Genomic DNA, 24269 nt, shown 5'->3' on the forward strand with positions numbered 1-24269 from the left:
CTTCCGGCCCCGCCACCCGTTCGCCCTTCACCGATCGCCGTCTTGCGCACGCAGCCTTAGCGTGCGTGAAGAAGGGCGTACAGGGGCGGGACAAGAACGCGGGTCGGGACCCCCGCGTCGGGAAGGGAGAGCCATGACCGAGGACGAGAGCGAGCAGCCACCGAGAAGACGCGCCCCCTGGGGCGTGCTCGCACTGGTCATGCTCAGCGGCCTCGCCATGATGCGCAACGGAGCGGACGTCGCCGGCGGGCCGCCGCAGCCGGCCGCCGCGGCGGCGGTCGCGGCGCCTGCCGAGCAGTTGCCGGTGAATCCGCCGGGGCAGGGCGAGCAGCCCCTGCAGCAGCAGCCCGAGCAGGCCAGGGAGGTGGAGCCGCTGGAGCACTCGTCGGTCCAGCGCATCCGGATCCCCAACATCAGGGTGGACGCGCCGGTGATGACGGTCGGGCTGGACCCGAAGGGCTGGATCGAGGCCCCGCCGCCGCAGGATCCGAATCTGGCCGGCTGGTACCTCAACGGCATCTCGCCGGGCCAGCGCGGCTCGGCGGTGATCGTGGGCCACGTGGACAACGCACGCGGCCCGGCGGTCTTCTACGGCCTGGGCTCGCTGCGCAAGGGCAACCACATCGAGGTGGAGCGGTACGACGGACGCACGGCGGTGTTCGAGGTGTACGGCGTGGAGGTGTTCTCGAAGGAGACCTTCCCCGGAGCACGCGTGTACGGCGACACCGGGCACGCGGAACTCCGGGTGATCACCTGCGGCGGCGGCTACTCCAAGGCCCGGGGCTACGACGGCAATGTGGTCGTCTTCGCCCGGATGGTGGAGGCCCGCTGAGCGACGGCACACCGCCACCGAGCCGCCCGGGCCGGGCGCCGACCGCCCGGCCCCGCCCCGTCCCGCCCCACCCCGCCGAGGGAGACGACCTCTCAGCGGGGTGGCAGCGCCGGCAGCGTCATCCGGTAGCCCCTGGCGAGGAGTTGGGGCAGGTAGCTGCTCAGCGCCTGGACGCTCTGCGAGCGATCGCCGCCCGCGTCGTGGTTGAGCACGATCACGCCGGGCGCCGCACCCTTGAGGACGCGCGAGACGATCGTGGTGGTGCCCGGCTCCTTCCAGTCCATGGTGTCCACCGTCCAGGCGAGCGGCTCCATGCCCAGTTCGGCCCCGATCTCGAACGCGGCCCGGTTCCACGCCCCGTACGGCGCCCGGAACCACAGCGGCGCTTCCCCCGCCGATTGTTGTACGACCTCGCTCGTGCGGGCGATCTCGGCGGCGAGGTCGGGCCGGCTGAGCGTGGGGATGAGCGGATGGGTCCATGTGTGATTGCCGATGACATGGCCCTCGGCGGTCATCCGGCGCAGCAGGTCCCGGTTGTCGGTGGCCATCTCTCCGCAGACGAAGAACATGGCGCGGACGCGGTACCGGGCGAGGGTGTCGAGGATGTCGGGCGTGTAGCGGGGGTCGGGCCCGTCGTCGAAGGTGAGCACCATGGCGCTCGCCGTGCTCGCGTCGGGGGGCAGTTCCAGGATGGGCCGGGTCCGTACGGCGGGCTTCGCGGCGGGCGGGCGCAGGGGGGTCTCGGCGGTCATGGGGCTCAGCCGGTAAGCCCCCTGCCCGGGAGTCTGCGGTCGCAGGGCGCGGACGCCGCCCGGTCCGGCGGCTCCGCCCGGTCCCGGCTGTCCGACCGCCGCGCCGCCGGCCGGAGCGGCGCCGAGGCCCGCGCCCGGTGCACCGTCCGCGGTGTTCTGTCCGGGCGCGCCGGTCTCGCCGCCGGTGAGCAGTCCGGAGGCGGCGGCGATTCCGAGGAAGACGGCGGTACGCAGGAGCACGCGTCGCCCTACTGTCGGCTCGTCATTTTTCATTATTACTACGTATCAACGACATCCCCGCAGATGTCGAGAGGCGCGAACGCGCGGGCTCGCCCTCACCCGATCAGCCGCGCCGCACCAGGGGGAACGGCAGCGTCTCGCGGATCGTCAGGCCCGTGAGGAACATGACCAGCCGGTCGACGCCGATGCCCAGACCGCCGGTCGGCGGCATCGCGTACTCCAGCGCGTCCAGGAAGTCGTTGTCGAGTTCCATCGCCTCCGGGTCTCCGCCCGCCGCGAGCAGCGACTGGGCGGTGAGCCGGCGCCGCTGCTCCACCGGGTCGGTCAGCTCCGAGTAGGCGGTGCCCAGTTCGGTCCCGAAGGCGACCAGGTCCCAGCGCTCGGCGAGGCGCGGGTCCTGGCGGTGCTGCCGGGTCAGCGGGGAGACGTCGGTGGGGAAGTCCTTGTAGAAGGTCGGGAGCTTGGTCTTCTCCTCCACCAGCCGCTCGTACATCTCCAGCACCACGTCGCCGCGGGTGTCCTCGGGCGTGTGCGGCACGCCGGCCCGGTCGCAGAGCCGGCGCAGCACGGGTTCCTCGGTGTCGGCGTCGACCTCCTCGCCGAGGGCCTCGCCGATCGCCCCGTACATCGTCTTGACCGGCCAGATCCCGGAGATGTCGTGGACCACGAGCTTCCCGTCCGGGCCGGCCTTGTGGGCGATCGGCGAGCCGAAGGCGGCGGTCGCGGCGCCCTGGATCAGCTCGCGCGTGAGGTCGAGCATCACGTCGTAGTCGGCGAACGCCTGGTAGGCCTCCAGCATCGTGAACTCGGGGTTGTGCTTGTAGGACACGCCCTCGTTGCGGAAGGTGCGGCCCATCTCGAAGACCTTCTCCAGCCCGCCGACGCACAGCCGCTTCAGATACAGCTCGGGTGCGATGCGCAGGTACAGGTCGAGGTCGTAGGCGTTGATGTGGGTCCGGAACGGCCGGGCGTTGGCCCCGCCGTGGATCTGCTGGAGCATCGGGGTCTCGACCTCGAGGTAGCCGCGGTCCAGCAGCCCCTGGCGCAGTGCCTGGACGGCCGTGGACCGGGCGCGTACGACGTCCCGTGCCTCGGGGCTCGCGACCAGGTCGAGGTAGCGGCGCCGGACGCGGGCCTCGGGGTCGGCGAGACCCTTGCGCTTGTCCGGGAGCGGGCGCAGGCATTTGCCGGTGAGCTGCCAGGAGGAGACGACGAGGGACGGCTCGCCGCTGCGGCTGGCGCCGGTCTCGCCGCTCACCACCACGTGGTCGCCGAAGTCGACCTGGGAGGTGAAGGAGTCCAGGACGTCGGTGCCGCTCTCGTCGCGGGTGAGCATCAGCTGTACGTCCCCGGACCAGTCGCGCAGGACGGCGAAGACCACACCGCCGAGGTCGCGTACGAGCATCACGCGGCCGGCGAGGGTGGCCTGTTCCCCGGTGCGGGTGCCGGGCGTCCGGCCGGGGTGGGCGGCCTTCAGCTCGGCCACGGTGTGGGTGCGCTGCCGGATGCCGACCGGGTACGGGTCGGTGCCGGCCGCCCGGATCCGCTCCAGCTTGGCGTGGCGGACGCGGACCTGTTCGGGCAGCCGCTCGGCCCCCGCCGCACCCCCGGCCTCCTCCCCCACGAGGTCCAGCCCGAGGGAGTCGATGGAGGGCAGCCCCTCGGTGCTGGCGGGCGACGTGAGCCCCTTGCCGTGGCCCTTGCCCCACAGTTTGCGCAGGCTGGGTACGGAGACGAAGCCCTCGGCGATGCCGGAGGCGAGGCTGACCCGGGCGAGCGAGCCGGCGTCCTGGTAGCAGAGGAACCGCGGGTACCACTCGGGCCCGTACTTGACGTTCGAGCGGTACAGGGCCTCCAGCTGCCACCAGCGGGAGAAGAACAGCAGCAGTTTGCGCCACAGCTTGAGGACGGGTCCGGCACCGATCCGGCCGCCCTCCTCGAAGGCGGAGCGGAAGACGGCGAAGTTGAGGGAGATCCGGCGCACGCCCAGGCCCGGCGCGGCGGCGCACAGCTCGGCGACCATGAACTCCATGACGCCGTTGGGGGCCGTGCGGTCGCGGCGCATCAGGTCCAGGGAGATGCCGTCCCTGCCCCAGGGGACGAAGGACAGGAGGGCGATCAGCTCGCCCTGGTCGTCGAAGGCCTCGACGAGCAGGCAGTCCCCGTCGGCGGGGTCGCCGAGCCGGTCCAGGGCCATGGAGAACCCGCGCTCGGTCTCGGTGTCGCGCCACGTGTCGGCGCGGTCGATGATCCGCTCCATCTCCTCCTCGCTGAGGGCGGAGTGGCGGCGGATGAGCGTGGTGGCTCCGGTGCGCTTGACGCGGTTGACGGCCTGGCGGGTGACCCGCATGTCGCGGCCGTCGAGGTCGAAGTGGGCGACCTGCAGGATCGCCTCGTCGCCGAGCTGGAGGGCGCCGAGCCCGGAGCGGGCGTACGCGGTGGCGCCCTCCTCGGAGGCGCCCATGACGGCGGGCTGCCAGCCGTGCCGGCGGGCGACGGTGAGCCAGGCGTTGACGGCGGGGGTCCAGGCGGCGGGGTCGCCGACCGGGTCGCCGCTGGCGAGGCAGACGCCCGCCTCCACGCGGTAGGTGACGCCGGCCCTGCCGTTCGGGGCGAAGACGACGGCCTTGTCGCGGCGGGTGGCGAAGTAGCCGAGCGAGTCGCTCCGGCCGTAGGCGCCGAGCAGGGCGCGGATGCGGGGCTCCTCGTCCCCGTGCAGGGCTGCGGTCAGCCGCTGGGAGCGGAACAGGGTCGAGGCGGCGTTCAGCAGGGCGAGGGCGCCGAAGAGGCCGAGGAAGAAGTACAGCGGGCGCGGCGGGTGGCCGTCGAACTGGCGGGGGGAGACGAGCCCGCCGAAGACCTGCCGGGCGGCCCAGTCCAGCCACTGCCCCTTGGGCAGGGTGCCGGGGAACAGGGCGACCAGGCCCCAGCCGAGGAGCACGGCGGCGAGCAGGCCGAGGCCCAGGACGAGCAGGGCCCGCCAGAAGGCGCCGGGCCGGGAGGCGGCGTAGAACTCCTTGCGGGCGGCGACCAGGACCCCGAGGGCGGCGACGGCGAGGGCCATCGAGGGGCCGCCGATCCAGTAGTACTCGTCGGCGATGATCAGGAGGTCGACCAGGACGAGCAGGGCCAGATAGGTGACGACGATCCACCAGGCGACCTTCTTGCGGGTGCCGAGGGCGGCGGCGAGCAGGAAGAGGAAGACGGCGTAGGCCAGGTTGGCGCTGACGGGCACCACGATCTCGTCGAGGAAGCGCACGATGTGCCGCAGGAGGTGCCGCAGCGTCGGGGAGAGCGCCAGTAGGGCACACAGCAGTCCGAGCGTTCCGAAGAACGCGGCGAATGCATCGGGCACCCGGTTCAGGAAGCGGTTCCGGGTGCCCCGGGTCTCCTCCACGGTGGCACTCATGGTTCGCACTGTAGGGAGGCCCGCGCCGCTCCGCGCGCCGAAGCGGCAGGGCCTGTCTTCCGGATCAGGCCGGATCAGCCCGCGCCACGGGCCCGGCCGGATCCGGAAGACAGGCCCTGACCTCGGGAGGTGGCTGAGCACGTGAACACGGGATTCGGACGCGGTACGGACGGCCCGAAGGTGATCCTCGCCGGGGTGGACGGGTCGGAGTCCTCCCTGCGGCGGCGGCGTACGCGGCGGGGCCGGCCCGGCGGCAGAACGCGCTGCTGGCGCTGGTGTACGTCCAGCCGGTGATGCCGGCCGGGGCCTCGCTGGGCGCGCCGGTGGCCGACACGACGGGGGAGATCGCAAAGGGGCGGAGCCGCGTCACCACCGGCGTGCGGAGCCCCGGGTCACCACCGGCGCGCGGAGCCCCGGGTGGCGGGCAGGGCGGCGGCGGCCCCGGGACGGCTGGGCTCGCCGGACCGGCGGCCGGGCCGAGGCCGGGTCATTTGGCCATGGTCAGGCCGTCCTTGGCCGCGCCGCGGCTGAGCACCGCCTCGCTGACGGCGTCCTGTGCCTGCTCGTAGTCCTCGTCCGAGGAGCGCGCGAGGGCGGCGGGCAGGTTGACGACCTTGCCGGCGGACAGGTCCATCATCTGCGGGATGAACTCGGCCTTGGTGACCTGCCAGCGCCCGCCCGCGGCGGCCGGCGGGGCGAAGGTGAAGCGGCCGATCGAGCCGTAGTTGCCGCGCATGTCCCGCGCTCCCGAGTAGTTGAACATCTCGCCGGCGACCTGGTCGCCCATGCCGTAGATGATCCACGTCCCGTTGACCTTCTCGTAGGCCTGCGGGATGTGTGCGTGCGTGCCCAGGATCATGTCGATGTCGGGGCGCCCGCCGGTCTGCGAGGCGGTCAGCGCCTTGCCGAGCGACAGCTGCTTCTCGTCCGGCTCGGTCTGCCACTCCGTGCCCCAGTGCAGGCTGACGAGGACCACGTCGGCGCCCGCCTTCCGGGCGGCCCGGGCATCCGCGATGATCTTGTCCTTCTCCATCAGGTTGACGGCCCAGGGCCGGCCCTCCGGCATCGGGTAGCCGTTCGTGTCGTACGTGTACGCCAGGTGCGCGACCTTCGCGGAGCCCGCCGTGTACATGGTCGGCGTGGCCGCCTCGGTCGCCGTACGGGCCGAACCGGCGTGCTTCAGACCGGCCTTGTCGAACGTGTCGAGGGTGCGTCCCAGGCCTTCGGCCCCGGCGTCCAGGGTGTGGTTCGAGGCGGTGGAGCAGCCGTCGTACCCGGCGTCCCGCAGCCCGTCGGCCACCTCGGGCGGGGACTGGAAGGCCGGGTAGCCGGTGAACGGACCGCCGTCCTCCCCGTACACGGTCTCCATATGGCAGATGGCCAGGTCGGCGGCCGAGACCACCGGCTTGACCAGGGAGAACATCGGCTTGAAGTCGTGGCCGTCGCCGTCCGCGTCGGCCGCCGCCCGCTTGATGACCGAGTCGTGCGGCAGCACGTCGCCGGTCGCCACCAGGGTGAAGCCCTTCGCGGCGCCGTCGGACCGGGCCGCGTGGGAACCGGAGCCGGTGGACGGCGCCGGGGAGCGGGAGTTGCCGAGGCGGGCCGGCGCGGGGTTCTTCCCGGCGGAACAGCCTGCGGCGGCCGCCGCCAGCAGGACAGCCGACAGGAGCGCGAGGGCCTGCCGGGTGCGCTTGGCCATCTGAACCAGCTCTCACGAGTAGGACTATCTGATCATCTGTAATCCATGGAGGTAGGCGGCACCAGTCGAGGAACGGCTCCAGGAGCGCCCGGCCCACCCGGCCGCCGTTCGCCGCGCCGTTCGACCGTTCATCGCCACGCGCGGCCGCCCACCGGATGACCGGGGTGCTTGGGCGCACCGGCGGTACCGGACGGTTCCCGGGGCGCTCCATGCAGGTGAGGGTGAGTCCGTCGGACCCGGACGGACCCAGGAAGGAGCCACCCGTGCCCCTCTCCCCCACCCTCCTGCGCACGGACCCCGAGGCACTGGCCGAACTCCAGCGCGACCACGGGCGGGCTCTGTTCGGTTTCCTTCTCGGTCTCACGGCCGGGGACTCCCAGCGCGCCGAGGACCTCGTACAGGAGACCCTGGTCCGCGCCTGGCAGCACCCGGAGGTACTGGAGAGCGCCCACGACTCCATGCGGCCCTGGCTGTTCACCGTGGCGCGGCGGCTCGCGATCGACGCCCGGCGGGCACGCCTGTCACGGCCGCAGGAGGTGGACCCGGAGGGGCTGGAGCAGGCGCCCGCACCCGAGGACGCGGTGGCCGGCTCGGTCACGGCGATCGACGTCCGGCGGGCCGTGGGCTCGCTCGGGCCGGAGCACCGCGAGGTGTTGATGCAGGTCTACTTCCAGGACCGCTCGGTGGCCGAGGCGGCGGCGGAGCTGGGGATTCCGGCAGGAACGGTCAAATCCCGTACGTACTACGCACTTCGCGCCCTGAAGAAGGGCCTCCAGGGGTACGGGTACGGCCTCGGCGCCTGAGCAGTACGGGGAACCACGCACCGAACGAACCGAATACGCGCGGATCGGACACAAAGCACATCGAAATCGGCCTCAGAGCGTTCAAGTTGGGTAAACATCCCCCGTTCCGCGCGTCGCTCGGTGAAGGCTCATGGCTGACGACGGGAAGCTCGACGCGCGGGAGAAGGTGGAACGGTGCAGCCCGAGGGTACGAACGGCACCAGTGACGGCGGGCTCGCGGTGCCCATGGCATGGCTCTATGCGGAGTACATCGCCGACGAACTGCTGCGCACGGGCCGGCTGATCCCGGTCAGTACCCTGGAGTTCCGCGCCGGGCGGGACACGCTCGCGCTGACGATCTACCTCTCCGACGCGGCCGGCGAGCTCTCCGGGATCAGGGTGGTCTCGCAGCTCGACGAATGGCTGTCGCTGACGGCGTACGGGCACCCCTGGCGCGACTGGGTGCACACCCGGTTCCTCGCGCTGGGCGAGGAGGCCAGGGAGCGCGGGCGCGGCGAGGACCCGGACCTCGAACTGGCCCGGGCTGCCTGGCGCTGGCTGGACCGCACCGAACTGTTCGCCACCAACCTCGACCCGGGCCGGCACGGCCACACCGACACCCCGCCGGGCCTGGACGAGAACGCGCGGGTGTGGACCCCGGCCTGGCAGCTCGGCCTGCCGCTGGGCCACTTGGCGATGCACCTGTTCTGAGGCGGGCTCCGCGGTCAGCCGGGCCGGCGGGGGCCCGGCGCCTCGGCCGGATCCATCACCAGGCCGGTGAAATCGGCCTCGTTGCGCTCGGCCCGGGTGACGTACCACCGGGCGATCAGCCACATCACCGGGTACACCACCAGGCCGAGGGCCACCCAGACCAGCGGCCCCGACGCGGAGCGCGGCAGCGCGAACAGCACCGGCAGCGTCCCGACAAGCAGCGCGAGGACGCCCAGCGCGCCGAGCCCGGCCCGGAGTTGGCTGCGCATCAGCGCCCGGACGTAGGTGGCGCCCAGGGTGGTCTGTTCGGAGATCTCGGAACGGGCCGGGGTGTGCGCGGGCGGGCGGCGGCGTGCGCCACGGGGCACACCCGTGACGATCTCCCGCCGGGGCGGCGACGGCTGATGCTCGGCCATGGGGCCGGAGTCTACGCAGGGGAACGTCATTTGAGGAGACGGGACAGCCTCCGGTCGGCGAGCGGCTTGCCACCGGTCTGGCAGGTCGGGCAGTACTGGAGCGAGGAGTCGGCGAACGACACCGAGCGGACGGTGTCCCCGCACACCGGGCAGGGCTCCCCGTCCCGGCCGTGCACCCGCAGCCCGCTCTTCTTCTCGGCCTTGAGGTTCCCGGCGGCCACGCCGTGCGCGCGGTCGACGGCCTCGCGCAGGGTCCGCCGGACGGCCTCGTACAGGTGGGTGACCTGCTCCTCGTCGAAGGAGGCGGCCAGTTTGAAGGGCGAGACCTTCGCCGCGTGCAGGATCTCGTCGCTGTACGCGTTCCCGATCCCCGCGATGACGCTCTGATCGCGCAGCACGCCCTTGATCTGCCGCCGCTCCCCCGCGAGGAGCCCGGCGAACGCGTCCCGGTCGAACCCGTCGGCGAGCGGGTCGGGGCCGAGGCGGGCGATGCCGGGCACCTCCCCGGGGTCGCGGACGACGTACACGGCGAGCCGCTTCTGGGTGCCCGCCTCGGTGAGGTCGAAGCCGCCGCCGCCCTCGAGGACGACGCGCAGCGCGAGCGGGCCCTTGCCCGGGCGCGGCGGCCGGTCGGGCAGGGTGTCCTGCCAGCGGAGCCAGCCGGCCCTGGCCAGGTGGGTGACGAGGTGGAGTTCGCCGATCCGCAGCGCGAGGAACTTGCCGTGGCGGGTCGTGGATCCGGCCGGCTGCCCTTCGAGGGCGGTGAGCGGCGGGTCGTACGTCTTGAGCACGCTGACGGCGAGCGGGAGGACGCGCTCCACCACCCGCCCGGCGAGGTGCTCGTCGAGGAATTCCCTCAGGGCCTCGACCTCGGGCAGCTCGGGCATGCCCCCAGCCTGCCTCCCGAGCGCCGCCCCGGCTACCCGAACCGGGAGCTGCGCACCGGGCCGGCCGAGCGGACGCGGTCGCGCGGTCCGGCGAGCCACCCCGCGGCCACGGCGGCGGTGAAGCTCCGCAGTGCCTCGTCGGGGTCGGCGGGGGTCTGCCCGTCGCCCGGCGCGATGCGGGTCAGGACACGACGAACTCGCACCAGACGCACTTGCCGCTGCCCCGCGACTCCACGCCCCAGACCTCCGCGAGGCGGTCCACCAGCATCAGGCCGCGGCCCGACACTCCCGATTCGCCCGCCTCGCGGCGTCGCGGCAGTGCGCTGGAGCGGTCCTCGACCTCGACGCGGAGTCTGCGTTGCGGGCCCGCCAGGACCCGGAGGGTCACGATCGCCGGGCCGTCCGTGTGCATCAGGGCGTTCACGATGAGCTCGTCCGCGACGAGTTCGATCTCGTCGGCCCGTTCCCGTGCGCCCCACGACCGCACCGCCGCGCCGATCATGTGGCGGGCTGCGACCAGGGCTTCCGGGTCTCCCAGGGCCACGTGCTGCTGGAGGCGGCCGCCGCCCTGTGGGGCCTCCTCCGCCTGGCGGCGCAGCAGGAGCAGCGCCATGTCGTCGTCGCCGCCCCGCTCGTCGATCACCCCGCACAGCCGGTCCGCCAGCCGCTGCAGGTCCGCCGGACCGCTCCGGATCAGCGCGGTGAGCAACTGGATCCCGTCGTCCAGGTCCGCGCCGGGGTGTTCGACGAGGCCGTCCGTGCAGAGCAGGATGGTTTCCCCCGGGTCCAGTTCCACCGTCGTCACCGGGTATTCCAGGCGGCCGAACTCCGCCGACAGGCCCAGCGGCATCCCGCCCTCCACCGGCAGCCGCCGGCAGTCCCCGTCCCGGGTGCGCAGCAGCGGGTCGATGTGCCCGGCGCGGACCAGTTGCAGTACGCCCGTGGTGAGGTCGGCCTCCACGTACGTGCACGTCGCGAAGCGGTCGGTGTCCAGCTCGTGCAGGAAGACCGAGGCCCGGGCCATGATGGTGCCCGGCGAGTGGCCTTCGGCGGCGTACGCGCGCAGCACGATCCGCAGCTGGCCCATCACCGCCGCCGCGTGCGTGTCGTGGCCCTGGACGTCGCCGATGACCGCGCCGACCCGGCCTCCCGGCAGCGGGACGACGTCGTACCAGTCGCCGCCGATGTCCTGGCCCATCCGGGCGGACCGGTACCGTACGGCGATCTCCGCACCCGGCACCGACGGGATCCGGCGCGGGAGCATCGCCTGCTGAAGGCCTTCCGCCAGGTCGTGCTCCTGCTCCAGCAGCATCGCGCGCTGCAGGCTCTGCGCGATGCTGCTGCCCAGTGCGACCAGCAGGTTCCGCTCGTCCTGGGTGAAGCCGTCCTTGTCCCGGTAGAGCAGTCCGATCGCGCCGATGGGGCGGGCCTGGGCGATCAGCGGCAGGTAGGCGGCCGCCGAGATCTCCATGGACGAGATCTTCGACCAGAGCTCGGGATAGCCTTCGGCGAACTCCTCCGCGGAGTCGAGGAAGCGCGGTTGCAGCGAGCGGACGACCTCGCTCATCGGGTACTGCTCGTCGATCCGGGTGTACCGGGTGCCGGGTACGAAACTGTCCCGCGGTCCCTCGGCCACGAGGTGGATCCGCCCGGCCTCGACCAGGCCCATCACCATGCCCATGGAGCCGAGCCGCTCCAGGCCGTGGGCGTCGCCGATGACGTCGATGACGTCCCGCACGGTCCGGGCGTGGGCGAGGGCGGCGGTGGTGCTCTCGACGACCGAGGTCTGGCGGCGCCGCTCCTCGTCGAGGCCGAGGCGTTCGGCCGAGTGGCTGAGCTCGTCGGTGGCGTCGCGGACGATGCCGATGATCCGGAACGGGCGGCCGTCGGGGCCGCGCATGACGCGGCCCTGGGTGTGCGTCCAGCGCAGCCGCCCGTCCTGGCAGCGGATCCGGAAGTAGGCGCCGTAGCTGTCTTCGGCGCCCTTGAGGGCGGCGGAGACGAGGGCGTCGAGCCGGGCCGCCTCGGCGGGCGGGACGCGCGGGGCGAGGGATTCGGGCTGTCCGTCGTACTCCTCGGGCGTCGTGTCGAACACCTCGAGGGCCGCTGCATCCATGTGCATCAGACCGGTGACCAGGTCCCAGTCGAAACTGCCCATGCGGTTCAGCGAGAGCGACCGGTCCGGGTGTGCGGGCCAGTCGTCCGGCAGCGATACGGTGGTCGGCACCGATCCACCATGACACACGGGCCGGTCAGGCGCTCCCCAAGGAGGCGGCGCGATCCGGGGACGGCTGATGCCGGTCCGGGACGGCGAAGGGGTCGTACGGGGCGTGCGGGTCGTAGGCGTCGTACGGGTCGCTCGGCGGCTGCACCGGGCCGTCGGACTCCGGGGGGAACCCCGGGTCGGCCGGGACCTGCGGCGACAGGTCGGAGGGGACGTCCGAGCGGGCGTCCGGGGGAACGTCGCCCGGCGGGTTCGGGGGCGCATCGGAGCGCGGACGCGCGGGCGGCTGCGCAGGCCGCTGCCGCTGCGGGGCCGGTGGCGTGGGCGAGGCCGGCTGGGCGGGCTCGGCCGGCCGGGACTGCTCGCCCGGCGGCGGCACGCAGTCAGTGGCCTCCGGGGCGGGGACCCCGGCGGAGCCGCCCGGCGGCGTCGGCGGGGGCGGCGGCGGGGCCGGCGGAGCGGTCGGGGCCACGCCGTTCGTGCCGGCGTGCGCATCGGTGTTCGTCTCGGCCGGGGCACAGGGCTCGGCCGGGGACGCCGCGCGCGGGGTCGCGGTCCCGGCCGGGATGCCGTCCGTCGGGTCGTAGGCGGGGACCACCTGCGGGGTGCGGTCCTGGGCGCCGTCGTCGCCGGTCATGCGCTCGAGCCAGGTGTTGTCGGCGATGTTGGCGATGACCAGGCTCTTGATCGCGTGCGGGGTCGGTTCGATGACGATGACCTGGTGGGGCTGGTAGCCGCTCCACTGGTCTCCCTTGAGCACCGGGGAGCCCTTGGGGGCGCGCGGCGCGAGCAGCGGATTTCCGCCGGCGCAGCGGACCCGGGGCATGCCGTGGTCGTCGACGAGGACGGCGGTGCCGGCCTGCAGGACGGACTGGAAGCCGTCCGCGCGGCCGTCGTGGAAGGCGTGGTTCGTGACCCGGGTGTCGGCGCGGAGCACGACCGGGGTGAGGCCGCGCAGGAACTCGGGGATCTTCGCCGTCTCGACGGAGGCGGCCTGGGCGAAGGCCTTGGCCTTGGTGTCGCCCTCGGTGAGGGCGCGCAGCTGCTGTTCCACGTCGCAGCTGCCCAGCCGCTGGGTGCCGCCGTACAGGCCGGGGGTGGCCGCGTTGACGGTCCGGATGCCCTGGCCGGTCGGGTTGGGCAGCGGGGGGCGTGCGGGGGCGGACTCGCCGATGGCGGAGGAGGTGGTGAAGGGGTCGGGGCCGGCCGTGGCCACGGGCTGGAGCAGGACCTCGTGGCTCTCGGGACCGGGCGCGCTCTTGGGTTCTTCGGGGCCGCCGCAGGCGGCCGCGAGCAGGCCGAGGAGCGTGAAGAGGGCGGCGCGGGCCGGTGTATGACGACGCGGCGCCTGACGGGATGTCGGTACGTGCACGTGGGATCTCCCTTTTCGGCCCGGTTGCTCCCTCTTGTGTGCCGTATCCGCGGGAGGGCCGCAACCGGAGCGCCGCACTGCACCGGGCCCGAGTCTTGAACATGTTCAAGGAATCTCGTAAGGTCACGGCCGTGGGTTGAACGCGTTCAAAGCGTTCGGCCGCGTCCGGAGGGGAGTCCGCGGTGACGGTACTGGTGCATCTGATCGTCACCCTGGGCATGCTCTACGTCATCCCCGCCGGCCTGCGCCTGATCGACCCGGCCGGGCTGCGCGGGATCGCCCGGATCTGGCCCCTGCTCGCCGCCCCCGGGGCCCTGTGCCTCTGGCTGCCGCGCGGCGCCGCCGCCACGGTGCTCGCCGCGCTGTACGCCGCGGCCACCCTGGCGCTCGCCGCGCGGGCCCCGGCCCGGCTGCTGCGGAACCTTCACCGGCCCCGCCGCCGGCCCCTCGTCCGGGCCTCGTCCGGGGGAACCCCCGTGCTCGCCCCGGCCGAGATCGCCGTGTTCACCGCACTCGTCTCGCCCTCGGTCGCCGGGACCGCCCTCGTCGCCGAGCGCGCCGGCCACCGGCTGTTCGGCTTCGACCTGGACATCCTGGCGCTGACCGTCCCGCACTTCCACTTCGCCGGGTTCACGGCCGCCCTGGTCGCCGGACTGGTGTGCCGGGCCGCCACGCCCGCGCACGGCACGACACTGTCGCGCTGGGCGGCGTACAGCGTCCCCGGCGGGACCCTCCTGGTGCTCCTCGGCTACTTCGTGGACGACTGGGCGGAGCTGGCGGGCGCGGTGGTGCTGACCGGTGGGATGTGGGCGGTGGCGCTGCTGACCTGGCGGGAGATCCGTCCCGCCGCCGGGGACCGCACCACCGGGGCGCTGCTGGCGACCTCGGCCGCGGTCCTGGTGGCCACCATGCTGCTCGCCCTGTGGTGGGCGCTCGGCGAGGCCGCCGACCTCGTACACCCCACCTTGACCTGGATGGCCGCGACCCATGGTCTCGGCAACGCGCTCGGCTTCGCCCTGTGCTCGCTGCTGGCCTGGCGCCGGCTGGCCGGGGACGCCGCCGACCGACTGGAGGAGACCACCCCATGACCCGACTCATCAACGCCGGCCGGTCCGCCTTCAACCACCCCGACCGGGGAGCGACGGAGCACCGTCCGCTGCCTGCGGGATACAACCACCTGCACCACCGCACCCGGATCGGCCACGGGCAGGCCGTCTTCGAGACCGCCGGGGCCGCCGTCACCACCTTCGGAGCCCACCGGGCCTCGGGCATGCTGGTCCGGGCCGACCACGGCGCCGTCCGGCCCGGCAGCCGGGTGGTGGTCGGGATCGGCTTCGGGCCGCTGCGGATCAGCGCGCCGTGCCAGGTGGTCTGGACGGCGTACGAGCCCGCGCGCATCGGTTTCGCGTACGGGACGCTGACCGGCCACCCGGAGTGCGGGGAGGAGTCCTTCGTGGTGTACCGGGACCCGGACGGCACGGTGTGGTTCGAGGTGACCGCCTTCAGCCGGCCGGCCGCCTGGTACACGCGGCTCGCGGGCCCGGTGGTCCCTTTCCTCCAGCTGCGCTACGCCCGCCGGCTGGGCCGCACGGTGCGCAAGCTGGCCGCCGCGGGCTGATCCGCGCGATCCGCCCGATACTGGAGGGGATGGACTGGTTCACTGCGCCCGGATACTGGCTGGGCCGGCTGGTCTTCCAGCGGGCCCTGGCCGGCGTCTACCTCTTCGCCTTCGTCGCGGCCGCCCTGCAGTTCCGGGCACTGATCGGGGCGCACGGCATGCTGCCCGTGCCGCGCTTCGTGCGGTACGTGCCGTTCAAACGCGCCCCGAGCCTGTTCCAACTGCGCTACTCGGACCGGCTCTTCGCCTGCTGCGCCTGGGCGGGTGCCGCAGTGTCCGCGGCCCTGGCCGCGGGGGCGGGGGACCTCGTTCCGCTGGGCGCCGCCATGGGGATGTGGGCGCTGCTGTGGCTGCTGTACCTGTCGATCGTGAACGTGGGGCAGACCTGGTACTCGTTCGGCTGGGAGTCGCTGTTGCTGGAGGTGGGCTTCCTCGCGGTCTTCCTCGGCAACGAGCGGGTCGGGCCGCCGGTGCTGGTGCTGTGGCTGCTGCGCTGGGTGATCTTCCGGGTGGAGTTCGGCGCGGGGCTGATCAAGATGCGCGGGGACTCCTGCTGGCGCCGGCTCACCTGCCTCTACTACCACCACGAGACGCAGCCGATGCCGGGGCCGCTGAGCTGGTTCTTCCACCATCTGCCGAGGCCGCTGCACCGGGTGGAGTGCGCGGCCAACCACGTGACCCAACTGGTGGTCCCGGTGCTGCTGTTCACTCCGCAGCCGGTGGCCTCGTATGCGGCCGGGATCATCGTGGCGACGCAGCTGTGGCTGGTGCTGTCGGGCAACTTCGCCTGGCTGAACTGGCTGACGATCACACTGGCCCTGTCGGCGGTCGACTTCACGGGGCTCGCGGGGCCCCCGCCGGCCGCGGCCTCGACTCCGGCGCCCGTCTGGTTCGCGGTCCTGGTGTGCGCGGTGACCGTGCTGGTGCTCGTGCTGAGCCGGCACCCGGTGCTGAACATGGTCTCGCGGCGCCAGGTGATGAACCGCTCCTTCGACTCCCTCCACCTGGTCAACACGTACGGGGCCTTCGGCACGGTGGGCCGGATCCGGGACGAGGTGGTGGTCGAGGGCACCGCTGACCGGGTGCCGCGGGAGGACGGTGCGTGGCGGGAGTACGGGTTCAAGGGCAAACCGGGTGATCTGCGCAGCATTCCGCGCCAGTTCGCCCCGTACCATCTGCGGCTGGACTGGCTGATGTGGTTCGCGGCGCTCTCCCCCGGCTATGCGCGGGACTGGTTCGGGCCGTTCGTGGAGCGGCTGCTTGCGGGCGACCGGGACACGCTGCGGCTGATCCGCCACAACCCCTTCCCGGACGCCCCTCCCGTGTACGTGCGGGCCAGGCTGTACCGCTACCGGTTCACCACCTGGCGGGAGCTGCGCGAGACGGGGGCCTGGTGGCACCGCAGGCTGCTGCGCGAGTACCTCCCGCCGACCCGTCTCGCGGAAGCGTCCTGGTCAGAGCCCGAGTAGCGCCGCCTCCCGCTCGGCGTCGACGCCGGGTACGGGCCGGTCGGGGCGCTGCGGGGGCACGCCGCCGAGCGAGGTGAGCCAGGCCCAGGTGTCGGCCACGGTCTCCTCGACCGGGCGGCACTTCAGGCCCGCCGCCCGCGCCTTCGTGACGTCGCCGCCGAACATGTAGTCGTGCTGCTCGCCCTCGGGGAGCCAGACCGGCAGCTCGGTCCAGGGCTGTATGCCGGCCTCCGCTATCCGTGCCTGGTCGGTCCAGCGGAGCTCGGCGCCGCCGCCGGTGACGGCCGCGCAGGCTTCGAGGAGGCTGCCCATCGTGGCGTGCCCGACCGGGGAGACCGCGTTGTACGGACCGCCGAGCCCGGCCTCGGCGGCGTCCAGCGTCCAGGCGGCGAGGTCGCGTACGTCGATGTACTGGAGGGGGAGATCCGGCCGGCCGGGGGCGAGGACGGGGCCGCCGCGGGCGGTCCGGTTCAACCACCAGGGCAGCCGGCCGACGTTCTCGTACGGGCCGAGGATCAGGCCGGCGCGCACCAGCAGGGCCCGGTCCCCGAAGGCGTCGACGGCGGCGATCTCACTGCCCCGCTTGTCCTCGGCATAGGCCGTGCTGTCGGCATCGGCCGAGCCGCCGACCAGCGGGCCGTCCTCCGCCTGGCCGGCGGGGGCCGGGTACGCGTACACCGAGCGGCTGGAGATGTACGCGTACCCTGCGGCCCGGCCGCTCAGCAGCCGGGCGCTGTCGCGCACGGCGGTGGGGGCGCCGCCCCAGGTGTCGACGACGAGGTCCCACTCGCCGGCGGCGAGGGCGTCCAGGCCCCCGGGAGCGGTGCGGTCGCCGTGCAGGGCGGAGGTGGCCGGCGGCGGGGCGTGGTGCCCGCGGTGGAAGACGGTGACCTCCCAGCCCCGGGCGAGGGCGTCCTCGGTGATCGCGCGTCCGACGAATTCGGTACCGCCCAGCATCAGTAGCTTCATACAGGTCAGCGTGCCGGTATCGCGGGGCGGCCGGAAGTCTTGATCGCCCACAGCGATGACGCTCACGGCGTACACCGCTGGGGAACTTCCCGCGGCTGCGCGCCGGTCGGGGCGGGACGGGCGCAGCGCCGCGCCCCCGTCGCCGGTCGGCTCGGGGGCGCTGCGTGAAGTCGTGACTAGTCGATGCCGGGCAGGATGTGGGACTCCGCCAGGTCGTCCTCGTAGCCCGCGAGCCGGATGGGGGCGGACCGGGCCCAGACTTCGAGGCTTCCGAGCTCATCGGCGTGGGAACGAACCCGCCACCCCGTGGGCTCCTTCAGCGTCTCGTCGGACTTCGTCGTCGTGTCTGTCACCGCGCACTCCTTTGTGTCGCGTAACCCGGAGGGCGAGCCGCGCGCCGGGCACAAGGGATAAAGGGTTTCCGGACGCGGTGGCGCCATGGTGGAGCGTGGCCTGGATGCGGCCGTCTTGTGCCACTCAGAGTACACATATGAGCGCACCCCCGCTCGATGGATTGGCAAAATCCACTCGACGGCTTGATTTCTCCGCGCGTTCAGGAAGTCGTACGCCGGTGTGCCCGTGACGGGTGGTCTGCTCGACGGCAGCAGCACGACTGGGGTACGGGTGGCGGAGGGAGCGGCGGTGGCGAGGTCCGGAGTGCCGGGGGTGCCGAGGGTCGACAGCATCGAGGAGCTGATGGAGCTGCTGCTCGCGTGCCGCGGGGCGTGGGACACGCCCGACCGCAGCGGGGATCCGGTCGATCTGCACGATCATGGGCTCCAGACTGCTGCACTGCTGCGCCGCTCGCATCCGTTCGACAAGGAGCTTCAGGTCGCCGGCCTCGTGCACGACCTGGGGCATCTGCTCTTCCCGGGGGACGACGCGGGCCACGCCGACCATGCGGCGGAGGCGATCCGTCCGCTGCTCGGCGAGCGGGTGGCCCGGCTGGTACGGCTGCACGTGCCGGCCAAGCGCTATCTGGCGGCCGTGGAGCCCGGTCGGGCACTGTCCCCGCAGAGCGCGCTGACGCTGCGCGCGCAGGGCGGCTCGATGGACGAGGCGGAGATCCGCGCCTTCGCGTGCGACCCGGATGCGGAGGCGGCGGTGACGTTGCGCCAAGCGGATGACGCGGGCAAGGTCGTCGGGCTCGACGCGGGCGTGCTGGAGGACTGGCGGCCGGTCCTGGAGCTGGTGGCGGCGGGGGCGTACGAGCGCACACCGTGAAACGGCCGTGCCCCGGCCCCCTCGGGAGGGGCCGGGGCACGCTCGTACGGCGGGCGGCGGGGCAGCCGGCGGCGGTCGCGCGGCGCGGCGCGAGGCCGCCCGGGCGGTCTACCAGTTGGCGGGCGCGTAGTCCTTGAGGAAGACTCCGTACAGGTCCTCGCCGGCCTCGCCGCGCACGATCGGGTCGTAGACCCGGGCCGCACCGTCGACCAGGTCGAGCGGGGCGTGGAAGCCCTCCTCGGCGAGGCGCAGCTTGTCGAAGTGCGGGCGCTCGTCGGTGATCCAGCCGGTGTCGACCGAGGTCATGAGGATCCCGTCGGTCTGGAACATCTCCTGGCCGCTGGTCCGCGTCACCATGTTCATCGCGGCCTTGGCCGCGTTGGTGTTCGGGTGCCCAGCGCCCTTGTAGCCGCGGCTGAACACGCCTTCCATCGCCGAGACGTTGACGATGTGCGCACGCCCGCTGGACGCCCTGCGGGCGGCCTCGGCCATGGCCGGCCGGAGGTTGCTGATCAGGATGAACGGCGACGTGTAGTTGCACAGCTGGGTTTCGAGCAGCTCCACCGGGGAGATCTGGTCGATGGTCTGCACCCAGGTGTTGCTCTCGACGACGTCCGGCAGCAGGCCGCCGGCGTCGATGGCGGTGCCGTCGAGGTGCCGGGCGATGCTGGCGTTGCCCGCGACCAGGGCGAGGTCGGCGACCTTCTGCGCTTCGAGGCCGCTCACGCCGAGGGGCAGCGCCGCCAGGCCGTCGACCGCTCCGGAGTTGAAGGCGCCGATGACGTGGTGGGCGGGGAGCTCGCCGGCGGGGAGCGGGGCGCTCTCCCCCTCGACCAGCGCCGCGTAGGCGGAGGGCAGGCGGCGCACGGTCTGCGTCGCATTGTTGATCAGGATGTCCAGCGGCCCGGCCTCGGCCACCTGGTCGGCGAGCGCCACGGACTGGGCCGGGTCGCGCAGGTCGATGCCGACGACCTCCAGGCGGTGCATCCAGTCCGCCGAGTCGTCCATCGCCTTGAAGCGGCGGATGGCGTCCTTGGGGAAGCGGGTGGTGATCGTGGTGTGGGCGCCGTCGCGCAGCAGCCGCAGCGCGATGTACATGCCGATCTTGGCCCGGCCGCCGGTGAGCAGCGCTCGCTTGCCGGAGAGGTCGGCGCGGGCCTCGCGCTTGGCGCGGTTCTCGGCGGCGCAGTCCGGGCAGAGCTGGTGGTAGAAGTAGTCGACCTCGACGTACCGCGCCTTGCAGACGTAGCAGGAGCGCGGGCGCTGGAGTATCCCGGCGATCCGGCCGGCCTCCGTGACCGAGGAGGGCAGGATGCCCTCGGTCTCGTCGTCGATGCGCTCGGCGGAGCCGGTCGCGGTCGCCTCGGTGACGGCCTTGTCGTTGGCGGTCTTGGCGGCGCGGCGCTCCTGGCGGCGGCGCTGCTTGACCGTGCGGTAGAGGCCTGCGGTGGCGCGGCGTACGGTGATGGCGTCGGGGTGGTCGACGTCGAGCTTGTCCAGCTCGTCGAGCACACTGAGGCAGAGCGCCAGCCGCTCGGGGTCGATGCCCGGCCCGTAGGCGTGGTCGTCCCCGCTCACGTGGTTGTCTTCGGTCACCGTCATGGCCGCTGCCGTTCCTTGATCACTCGTCCGCGTCCGCCTGCTGCGGAAGTCCCCAAAACCGCCACTGTACGGATGCGGCGCGCCCGGAACCAAACCCGTTCACCCGCGTCTCACGCACCGCGACAGGACCGTCACCTTGGGCAGGGGTCAGGCGGGCCTGTACTCCTTCCGGAGTATGCCCGAGGTATGACCAATGACCACCTGTAGGGGGAGGAATAGGCAGCTCAGGTGCGGCATTGTGGATTTCATGAGTGCCCTAGCGCTGTCGGTCCTGCTCTGCCTGGTCTCCGCCGTCGCGTACGCGGGCGGCGCGATCGTCCAGGAACAGGTCGCGGCGAGCACCCCGGACCGCCCGTACGCACCGCTGCGCCGGGCCGTCTGGTGGTTCGCGGTCGGGCTGAACGGCCTGGGCGCCGTGTTGCACGTGGTGGCCCTCGCGTACGGGCCGCTGAGCCTGGTGCAGCCCCTCGGCGCGCTGACCATCGTCTTCGCGCTGCCGATGTCGGCGGTCTTCGTACGCCGCCGGGCGGGTGCGGCGGCCTGGCGCGGCGCGGTGCTGGCCACGGTGGGACTGGCCGGGCTGCTGGCCCTGACGGGCGGGGACGGGGATGCGGACCAGCCCCTGGCGGGCGGGGAGCGGAGCCTGCTGCTGATCGTCACCGGGGCCGGGGTGGCCGTGCTCTTCGCGGCGGCGCACCGGATGCACCGGCCGGTGCTGCGCAGCGTGCTGCTGGCTGCGGCGGCCGGTACGGCCTTCGGCATGGCCTCCGTGTTCACCAAGTCGGTGGCCGAGAACGCCGAAAACCTCCGACCGGGGGCGCTCGGCTCCCTGTGGCCCGATCTGGCGGCGATCGCCGTGCTGGCGTCCGGCGGACTGCTGCTCGCCCAGGCGGCCTACCGGGGCGCGGGACTGACCGCCCCGCTGGCCACCGTGACCGTCGTCAACCCGGTGGTCGCGGCGGCGGTCGGCATCTCCCTGTTCGACGAGGGCTTCCGGTACGGGGCGGCGGGCACGGCGGCCGCACTGGCCAGCGCCGTGCTGGCGGCGGCCGGCCTGATCCTGCTCACGGTCGTGCCGCCGCACGTACGGGGGTCAGATGCTGACGCCGCGGCCGCGGAGGTACTTCAGCGGGTCGATGTCGGAGCCGTAGCCGGGGGAGGTGCGCATCTCGAAGTGGAGGTGCGGTCCGGTGGTGTTGCCGGTGGAGCCGGAGCGGCCGATCCGCTGGCCGCCCGAGACCTGCTGCCCGGCCTTGACCCCGAGCGCCGACAGGTGCGCGTACTGGGAGTACCGGCCGTCGGCGTGCCGGATGACCACCTGGTAGCCGTACGCACCGGCCCAGCCGGCGGAGACGACCTCGCCGGGGCCGACGGCCTTGACGGAGGTCCCGGTGGCCACGGGGAAGTCGACGCCGGTGTGGTAGCCGCTGGACCAGGACGAACCCGCGACGTGGTACGAGGTCCCGATGGCGGCGTCCACGGGGGCGATGAAGCCGCCCGAGGCGGGCTTCTGCTGCGCTGAGGCGGGTGCGGGGGCGGGCTTCTCGGCGGGCTTCTCCGCCGGTTTCTCGGCGGGCTTCTCCGCCGGCTTCTGCGCGTTCGGCTCCACGGGCTTGACCGGCTCGGCCGTCCGCGGCGGCTTCTCGGGGTTCTGCGCGGGCGGCGGGGCCGGCGCGGCGGTGATGCGCAGGGTGAGCCGCTGACCGGGGAAGATCAGGTTCGGGTTGCCGCCCACCGTGGCCCGGTTGGTTTCGTACAGCGCCTGCCAGCCGCCCTCGACGTGCTGGCTCGTGGCGATCGCCGAGAGGGAGTCGCCCGGCGCGACGACGTACGGGTTGGGCAGGACCGAAGTCCCCGTCGGGCGGGGCGTCGTGGTCTGCGGGGCGGCGGGCTTCGCCTCCTGGACCTGGACCTGGACCTTCACCCCCTGGCCTTGGCCCTGCGGGGAGAAGGCGGGCGCCGGGCCGCTGCGCGAGAGCCCGGCCTGCTTCCCGCACACCGGCCAGGCCTGCGGGCCCTGCCCGCCCAGGACCTTCTCGGCGACCGCGATCTGCTGATCCCTGGTGGCCAGGTCGGCGCGGGCGGCGTACGCGGTGCCGCCGAAGGCGCGCCACGTGCTCTGGCTGAACTGGAGTCCGCCGTAGTAGCCGTTGCCGGTGTTGATGTGCCAGTTGTTGGTGGACTCGCAGTCGGCGACCTTGTTCCAGGTGTCCACCGAGGCGGCGTGGGCGGTTCCGGCACCGATCAGAGGGAGTGCGAGCCCTGCGCCACCGGCGGTGACGGCGAGCGAGGCGCGGTTGATGCTGCTCGGCTGGTACCGGCGGTGCCGACCCCGTACACCCATGGGAGCCCCCATTGAAGACATCAGGAACCGCACAACTTAACGGCGCGATCAGAGCATGACAAGGGGCGCAACAGGGCGCACGTTCGCGGAAGTTGACAAGCTTTCGCATGGCGAGGGATCTGCCGGTATATCTGCCCGTGTAGCGTCGCTTTGACCCGCACATCGAAGCACTCAGGAGCGCATGCATGAGCAGCACGGCCCAGATCGGTGTCACCGGGCTCGCGGTGATGGGGAGCAACCTCGCCCGGAACTTCGCCCGCAACGGATACACCGTCGCCGTCCACAACCGGACGGCCGCGAAGACCACCGCCCTGGTGGAGGAGTTCGGCCACGAGGGCGCCTTCGTCGCCACCGAGTCCGCGAAGGAGTTCGTGGACGCACTCGAGCGGCCGCGCCGTCTGATCATCATGGTGAAGGCCGGGGAGCCGACCGATGCGGTGATCCGCGAGTTCGCCCCGCTGCTGGAGCCGGGCGACGTCGTCATCGACGGCGGCAACGCGCACTTCGAGGACACGCGGCGGCGCGAGAAGGAACTGCGCGAGCAGGGCATCCACTTCGTGGGTGCGGGCATCTCGGGCGGCGAGGAGGGTGCGCTGCTCGGCCCGAGCATCATGCCGGGCGGCTCCGCAGAGTCGTACGCGTCCCTCGGTCCGATGCTGGAGAAGATCTCGGCGAAGGCCTCCGACGGTACGCCGTGCGTCTCGCACGTCGGCCCCGACGGCGCCGGACACTTCGTCAAGATGGTGCACAACGGCATCGAGTACGCCGACATGCAGCTCATCGCCGAGGCCTACCACCTGCTGCGCGAGGTCGCCGGCTACTCCCCCGCGAAGATCGCGGAGACCTTCCGGGCGTGGAACCGGGGCCGGCTGGACTCGTACCTGATCGAGATCACGGCGGAGGTGCTCGCCCACACGGACGCCGGGACCGGGCGCCCGTACGTCGACATCGTGGCCGACGCGGCCGAGCAGAAGGGCACCGGCCGCTGGACCGTGCAGATCGCGCTGGACCTGGGCGTGCCGGTGTCGGGGATCGCGGAGGCGGTCTTCGCCCGCGCGGTTTCGGGCCACGCGGACCTGCGTACGGCCGCTCGGGGGCTCGCGGGCCCGGCGGCCGCGCCCCTGTCGGCGGAGGCGGCGGACGCCTTCGCCGCCCAGGTGGAGCAGGCCCTGTACGCCTCGAAGATCGTTTCGTACACGCAGGGCTTCCACCAGATCCTCGCGGGCAGCGAGGAGTACGGCTGGGGGGTGGACCCGGGCGCGGTGGCCTCGCTGTGGCGGGGCGGCTGCATCATCCGGGCCGCGTTCCTGGACCGGATCCGCACGGCGTACGACGCGCAGCCGGACCTGCCGAGCCTGCTGGCGGACGCGGGCTTCGCCCAGGAGATCGGCGCGGCCCAGGAGGACTGGCGGGCCGTCCTGGTGGCGGCGGTGCGCCAGGGCATCCCGGTACCGGCGTTCGCGGCCTCGCTGGCGTACTACGACGCGCTGCGCGCGGAGCGGCTCCCGGCGGCCCTCACCCAGGGCCAGCGGGACTTCTTCGGGGCGCACACCTACCGGCGCACCGACCGCGAGGGCTCGTTCCACACCCTCTGGAGCGGCGACCGCTCCGAGGTCCGTACGGCCTAGGGGGTGTCCGGCGGATCAGGGCCGGATAGCCCGGGTCGTCTGGTGCCGTGGATTGCAAGGCGGAGGAGGGAGCCACTGCGGTGGGGGCACC

20 protein-coding genes and 2 pseudogenes are annotated in these 24269 nt (G+C 73.0%); 10 read left to right on the plus strand and 12 right to left on the minus strand.

The features are described from left to right. Nucleotides 1–133 precede the first annotated feature (133 nt). On the plus strand, nt 134–832 hold the full coding sequence (locus AB0I68_RS13415; RefSeq protein ID WP_363177379.1) for a class F sortase: 699 nt from the start codon (nt 134–136) through the stop codon (nt 830–832). Nucleotides 833–924: 92 nt separating this feature from the next. Here AB0I68_RS13415 and AB0I68_RS13420 read toward each other — a convergent pair whose 3' ends face one another. Together AB0I68_RS13420 and lysX are read right to left on the minus strand one after the other, a co-directional pair. Beyond that, complete coding sequence (locus AB0I68_RS13420; RefSeq protein WP_363177380.1) at nt 925–1857, minus strand: polysaccharide deacetylase family protein; 933 nt, start codon at nt 1855–1857, stop codon at nt 925–927. Between the two features lie 70 nt (nt 1858–1927). After that, nucleotides 1928–5233, minus strand: coding sequence for a bifunctional lysylphosphatidylglycerol synthetase/lysine--tRNA ligase LysX (gene lysX, locus AB0I68_RS13425; RefSeq protein WP_363177381.1), 3306 nt, complete (start codon nt 5231–5233; stop codon nt 1928–1930). A 129-nt stretch (nt 5234–5362) separates the two neighbouring features. On the opposite strand from lysX, the pseudogene AB0I68_RS13430 reads away from it, so the two are divergent. After that, nucleotides 5363–5589 (plus strand): annotated as a pseudogene (locus tag AB0I68_RS13430) (universal stress protein); the annotation flags it as partial. A 131-nt stretch (nt 5590–5720) separates the two neighbouring features. On the opposite strand, the gene AB0I68_RS13435 reads toward AB0I68_RS13430, so the two are convergent. Next, nucleotides 5721–6932, minus strand: a complete 1212-nt coding sequence (locus AB0I68_RS13435; protein ID WP_363177382.1) for a CapA family protein — start codon at nt 6930–6932, stop codon at nt 5721–5723. Between the two features lie 263 nt (nt 6933–7195). Between AB0I68_RS13435 and AB0I68_RS13440 the strand changes: the two genes are divergently transcribed. Both AB0I68_RS13440 and AB0I68_RS13445 read left to right on the plus strand, forming a co-directional pair. Then, nucleotides 7196–7735 (plus strand): sigma-70 family RNA polymerase sigma factor, encoded by a 540-nt coding sequence (locus tag AB0I68_RS13440; RefSeq protein ID WP_053693263.1) that lies wholly within the window; start codon nt 7196–7198, stop codon nt 7733–7735. A gap of 225 nt (nt 7736–7960) precedes the next feature. Continuing rightward, entirely contained in the window at nt 7961–8425 is a 465-nt protein-coding gene (locus AB0I68_RS13445; RefSeq protein ID WP_363177412.1) for a hypothetical protein, read from the plus strand. 14 nt (nt 8426–8439) lie between these two features. Here AB0I68_RS13445 and AB0I68_RS13450 read toward each other — a convergent pair whose 3' ends face one another. The 5 genes from AB0I68_RS13450 to AB0I68_RS13470 are packed head-to-tail and all read right to left on the minus strand — an operon-like array spanning nt 8440 to nt 13324. Continuing rightward, on the minus strand, nt 8440–8841 hold the full coding sequence (locus tag AB0I68_RS13450; protein ID WP_363177383.1) for a hypothetical protein: 402 nt from the start codon (nt 8839–8841) through the stop codon (nt 8440–8442). A gap of 26 nt (nt 8842–8867) precedes the next feature. After that, nucleotides 8868–9728 (minus strand): DNA-formamidopyrimidine glycosylase family protein, encoded by an 861-nt coding sequence (locus AB0I68_RS13455; protein ID WP_363177384.1) that lies wholly within the window; start codon nt 9726–9728, stop codon nt 8868–8870. Nucleotides 9729–9760: 32 nt separating this feature from the next. After that, nucleotides 9761–9931: a hypothetical protein gene (locus tag AB0I68_RS13460; RefSeq protein WP_363177386.1), complete on the minus strand. Its 171-nt coding sequence runs from the start codon at nt 9929–9931 to the stop codon at nt 9761–9763. Beyond that, nucleotides 9910–11973 carry a SpoIIE family protein phosphatase gene (locus AB0I68_RS13465; RefSeq protein ID WP_363177387.1) on the minus strand — a complete coding sequence of 688 codons (2064 nt, stop codon included), beginning with the start codon at nt 11971–11973 and terminating at the stop codon, nt 9910–9912. The genes AB0I68_RS13460 and AB0I68_RS13465 overlap by 22 nt, the downstream gene beginning before the upstream one ends. A gap of 7 nt (nt 11974–11980) precedes the next feature. Beyond that, complete coding sequence (locus AB0I68_RS13470; protein WP_363177388.1) at nt 11981–13324, minus strand: DUF6777 domain-containing protein; 1344 nt, start codon at nt 13322–13324, stop codon at nt 11981–11983. A gap of 182 nt (nt 13325–13506) precedes the next feature. Between AB0I68_RS13470 and AB0I68_RS13475 the strand changes: the two genes are divergently transcribed. The 3 genes from AB0I68_RS13475 to AB0I68_RS13485 are packed head-to-tail and all read left to right on the plus strand — an operon-like array spanning nt 13507 to nt 16411. Further along, nucleotides 13507–14412 carry a YndJ family protein gene (locus AB0I68_RS13475; RefSeq protein ID WP_363177389.1) on the plus strand — a complete coding sequence of 302 codons (906 nt, stop codon included), beginning with the start codon at nt 13507–13509 and terminating at the stop codon, nt 14410–14412. Beyond that, the gene (locus AB0I68_RS13480) at nt 14409–14942 is read left to right on the plus strand and encodes a DUF1990 domain-containing protein (RefSeq protein WP_363177390.1); all 534 of its coding nucleotides are present in this window, start codon (nt 14409–14411) and stop codon (nt 14940–14942) included. The genes AB0I68_RS13475 and AB0I68_RS13480 overlap by 4 nt, the downstream gene beginning before the upstream one ends. 29 nt (nt 14943–14971) lie before the next feature. Further along, nucleotides 14972–16411, plus strand: a complete 1440-nt coding sequence (locus AB0I68_RS13485; RefSeq protein ID WP_363177391.1) for a lipase maturation factor family protein — start codon at nt 14972–14974, stop codon at nt 16409–16411. Here AB0I68_RS13485 and AB0I68_RS13490 read toward each other — a convergent pair. Continuing rightward, a complete protein-coding gene (locus tag AB0I68_RS13490) occupies nt 16397–17380 on the minus strand; it encodes an NAD-dependent epimerase/dehydratase family protein (RefSeq protein ID WP_363177392.1) in 984 nt (327 codons plus the stop codon). The two genes, AB0I68_RS13485 and AB0I68_RS13490, sit on opposite strands and share 15 nt — an antisense overlap. A 176-nt stretch (nt 17381–17556) precedes the next feature. Then, nucleotides 17557–17733: a hypothetical protein gene (locus AB0I68_RS13495; protein ID WP_363177393.1), complete on the minus strand. Its 177-nt coding sequence runs from the start codon at nt 17731–17733 to the stop codon at nt 17557–17559. A 343-nt stretch (nt 17734–18076) separates the two neighbouring features. Here AB0I68_RS13495 and AB0I68_RS13500 point away from each other — a divergent pair, with 343 nt between their 5' ends. Continuing rightward, nucleotides 18077–18604 (plus strand): HD domain-containing protein, encoded by a 528-nt coding sequence (locus tag AB0I68_RS13500; RefSeq protein WP_363177413.1) that lies wholly within the window; start codon nt 18077–18079, stop codon nt 18602–18604. 108 nt (nt 18605–18712) lie between these two features. Here AB0I68_RS13500 and AB0I68_RS13505 read toward each other — a convergent pair whose 3' ends face one another. Then, entirely contained in the window at nt 18713–20206 is a 1494-nt protein-coding gene (locus AB0I68_RS13505; RefSeq protein WP_363177394.1) for an SDR family NAD(P)-dependent oxidoreductase, read from the minus strand. 247 nt (nt 20207–20453) lie between these two features. On the opposite strand from AB0I68_RS13505, the pseudogene AB0I68_RS13510 reads away from it, so the two are divergent. Continuing rightward, a pseudogene (locus tag AB0I68_RS13510) lies at nt 20454–21194 on the plus strand (DMT family transporter); the annotation flags it as partial. Nucleotides 21195–21299: 105 nt separating this feature from the next. Here AB0I68_RS13510 and AB0I68_RS13515 read toward each other — a convergent pair. Then, a complete protein-coding gene (locus AB0I68_RS13515) occupies nt 21300–22550 on the minus strand; it encodes a transglycosylase family protein (RefSeq protein WP_363177395.1) in 1251 nt (416 codons plus the stop codon). Nucleotides 22551–22735: 185 nt separating this feature from the next. On the opposite strand from AB0I68_RS13515, the gene gndA reads away from it, so the two are divergent. Then, nucleotides 22736–24178, plus strand: a complete 1443-nt coding sequence (gndA, locus tag AB0I68_RS13520; protein WP_363177396.1) for an NADP-dependent phosphogluconate dehydrogenase — start codon at nt 22736–22738, stop codon at nt 24176–24178. Nucleotides 24179–24269 lie beyond the last annotated feature (91 nt).

The sequence above is a fragment of the Streptomyces sp. NPDC050448 genome (genome assembly GCF_040655295.1).
In the GTDB taxonomy this organism is placed as follows: Bacteria; Actinomycetota; Actinomycetes; order Streptomycetales; family Streptomycetaceae; genus Streptomyces.

Bases quoted from the DNA above. Each gene is read 5' to 3' on its own strand.
- AB0I68_RS13515 (WP_363177395.1), bottom strand. From the start codon at position 22,550: ATGGGTGTACGGGGTCGGCACCGCCGGTACCAGCCGAGCAGCATCAAC.
- lysX (WP_363177381.1), bottom strand. From the start codon at position 5,233: ATGAGTGCCACCGTGGAGGAGACCCGGGGCACCCGGAACCGCTTCCTG.
- AB0I68_RS13490 (WP_363177392.1), bottom strand. From the start codon at position 17,380: ATGAAGCTACTGATGCTGGGCGGTACCGAATTCGTCGGACGCGCGATC.
- AB0I68_RS13415 (WP_363177379.1), top strand. From the start codon at position 134: ATGACCGAGGACGAGAGCGAGCAGCCACCGAGAAGACGCGCCCCCTGG.
- AB0I68_RS13500 (WP_363177413.1), top strand. From the start codon at position 18,077: ATGGAGCTGCTGCTCGCGTGCCGCGGGGCGTGGGACACGCCCGACCGC.
- AB0I68_RS13445 (WP_363177412.1), top strand. From the start codon at position 7,961: ATGGCATGGCTCTATGCGGAGTACATCGCCGACGAACTGCTGCGCACG.
- AB0I68_RS13455 (WP_363177384.1), bottom strand. From the start codon at position 9,728: ATGCCCGAGCTGCCCGAGGTCGAGGCCCTGAGGGAATTCCTCGACGAG.
- gndA (WP_363177396.1), top strand. From the start codon at position 22,736: ATGAGCAGCACGGCCCAGATCGGTGTCACCGGGCTCGCGGTGATGGGG.
- AB0I68_RS13450 (WP_363177383.1), bottom strand. From the start codon at position 8,841: ATGGCCGAGCATCAGCCGTCGCCGCCCCGGCGGGAGATCGTCACGGGT.
- AB0I68_RS13480 (WP_363177390.1), top strand. From the start codon at position 14,409: ATGACCCGACTCATCAACGCCGGCCGGTCCGCCTTCAACCACCCCGAC.
- AB0I68_RS13485 (WP_363177391.1), top strand. From the start codon at position 14,972: ATGGACTGGTTCACTGCGCCCGGATACTGGCTGGGCCGGCTGGTCTTC.
- AB0I68_RS13435 (WP_363177382.1), bottom strand. From the start codon at position 6,932: ATGGCCAAGCGCACCCGGCAGGCCCTCGCGCTCCTGTCGGCTGTCCTG.
- AB0I68_RS13505 (WP_363177394.1), bottom strand. From the start codon at position 20,206: ATGACGGTGACCGAAGACAACCACGTGAGCGGGGACGACCACGCCTAC.
- AB0I68_RS13420 (WP_363177380.1), bottom strand. From the start codon at position 1,857: ATGAAAAATGACGAGCCGACAGTAGGGCGACGCGTGCTCCTGCGTACC.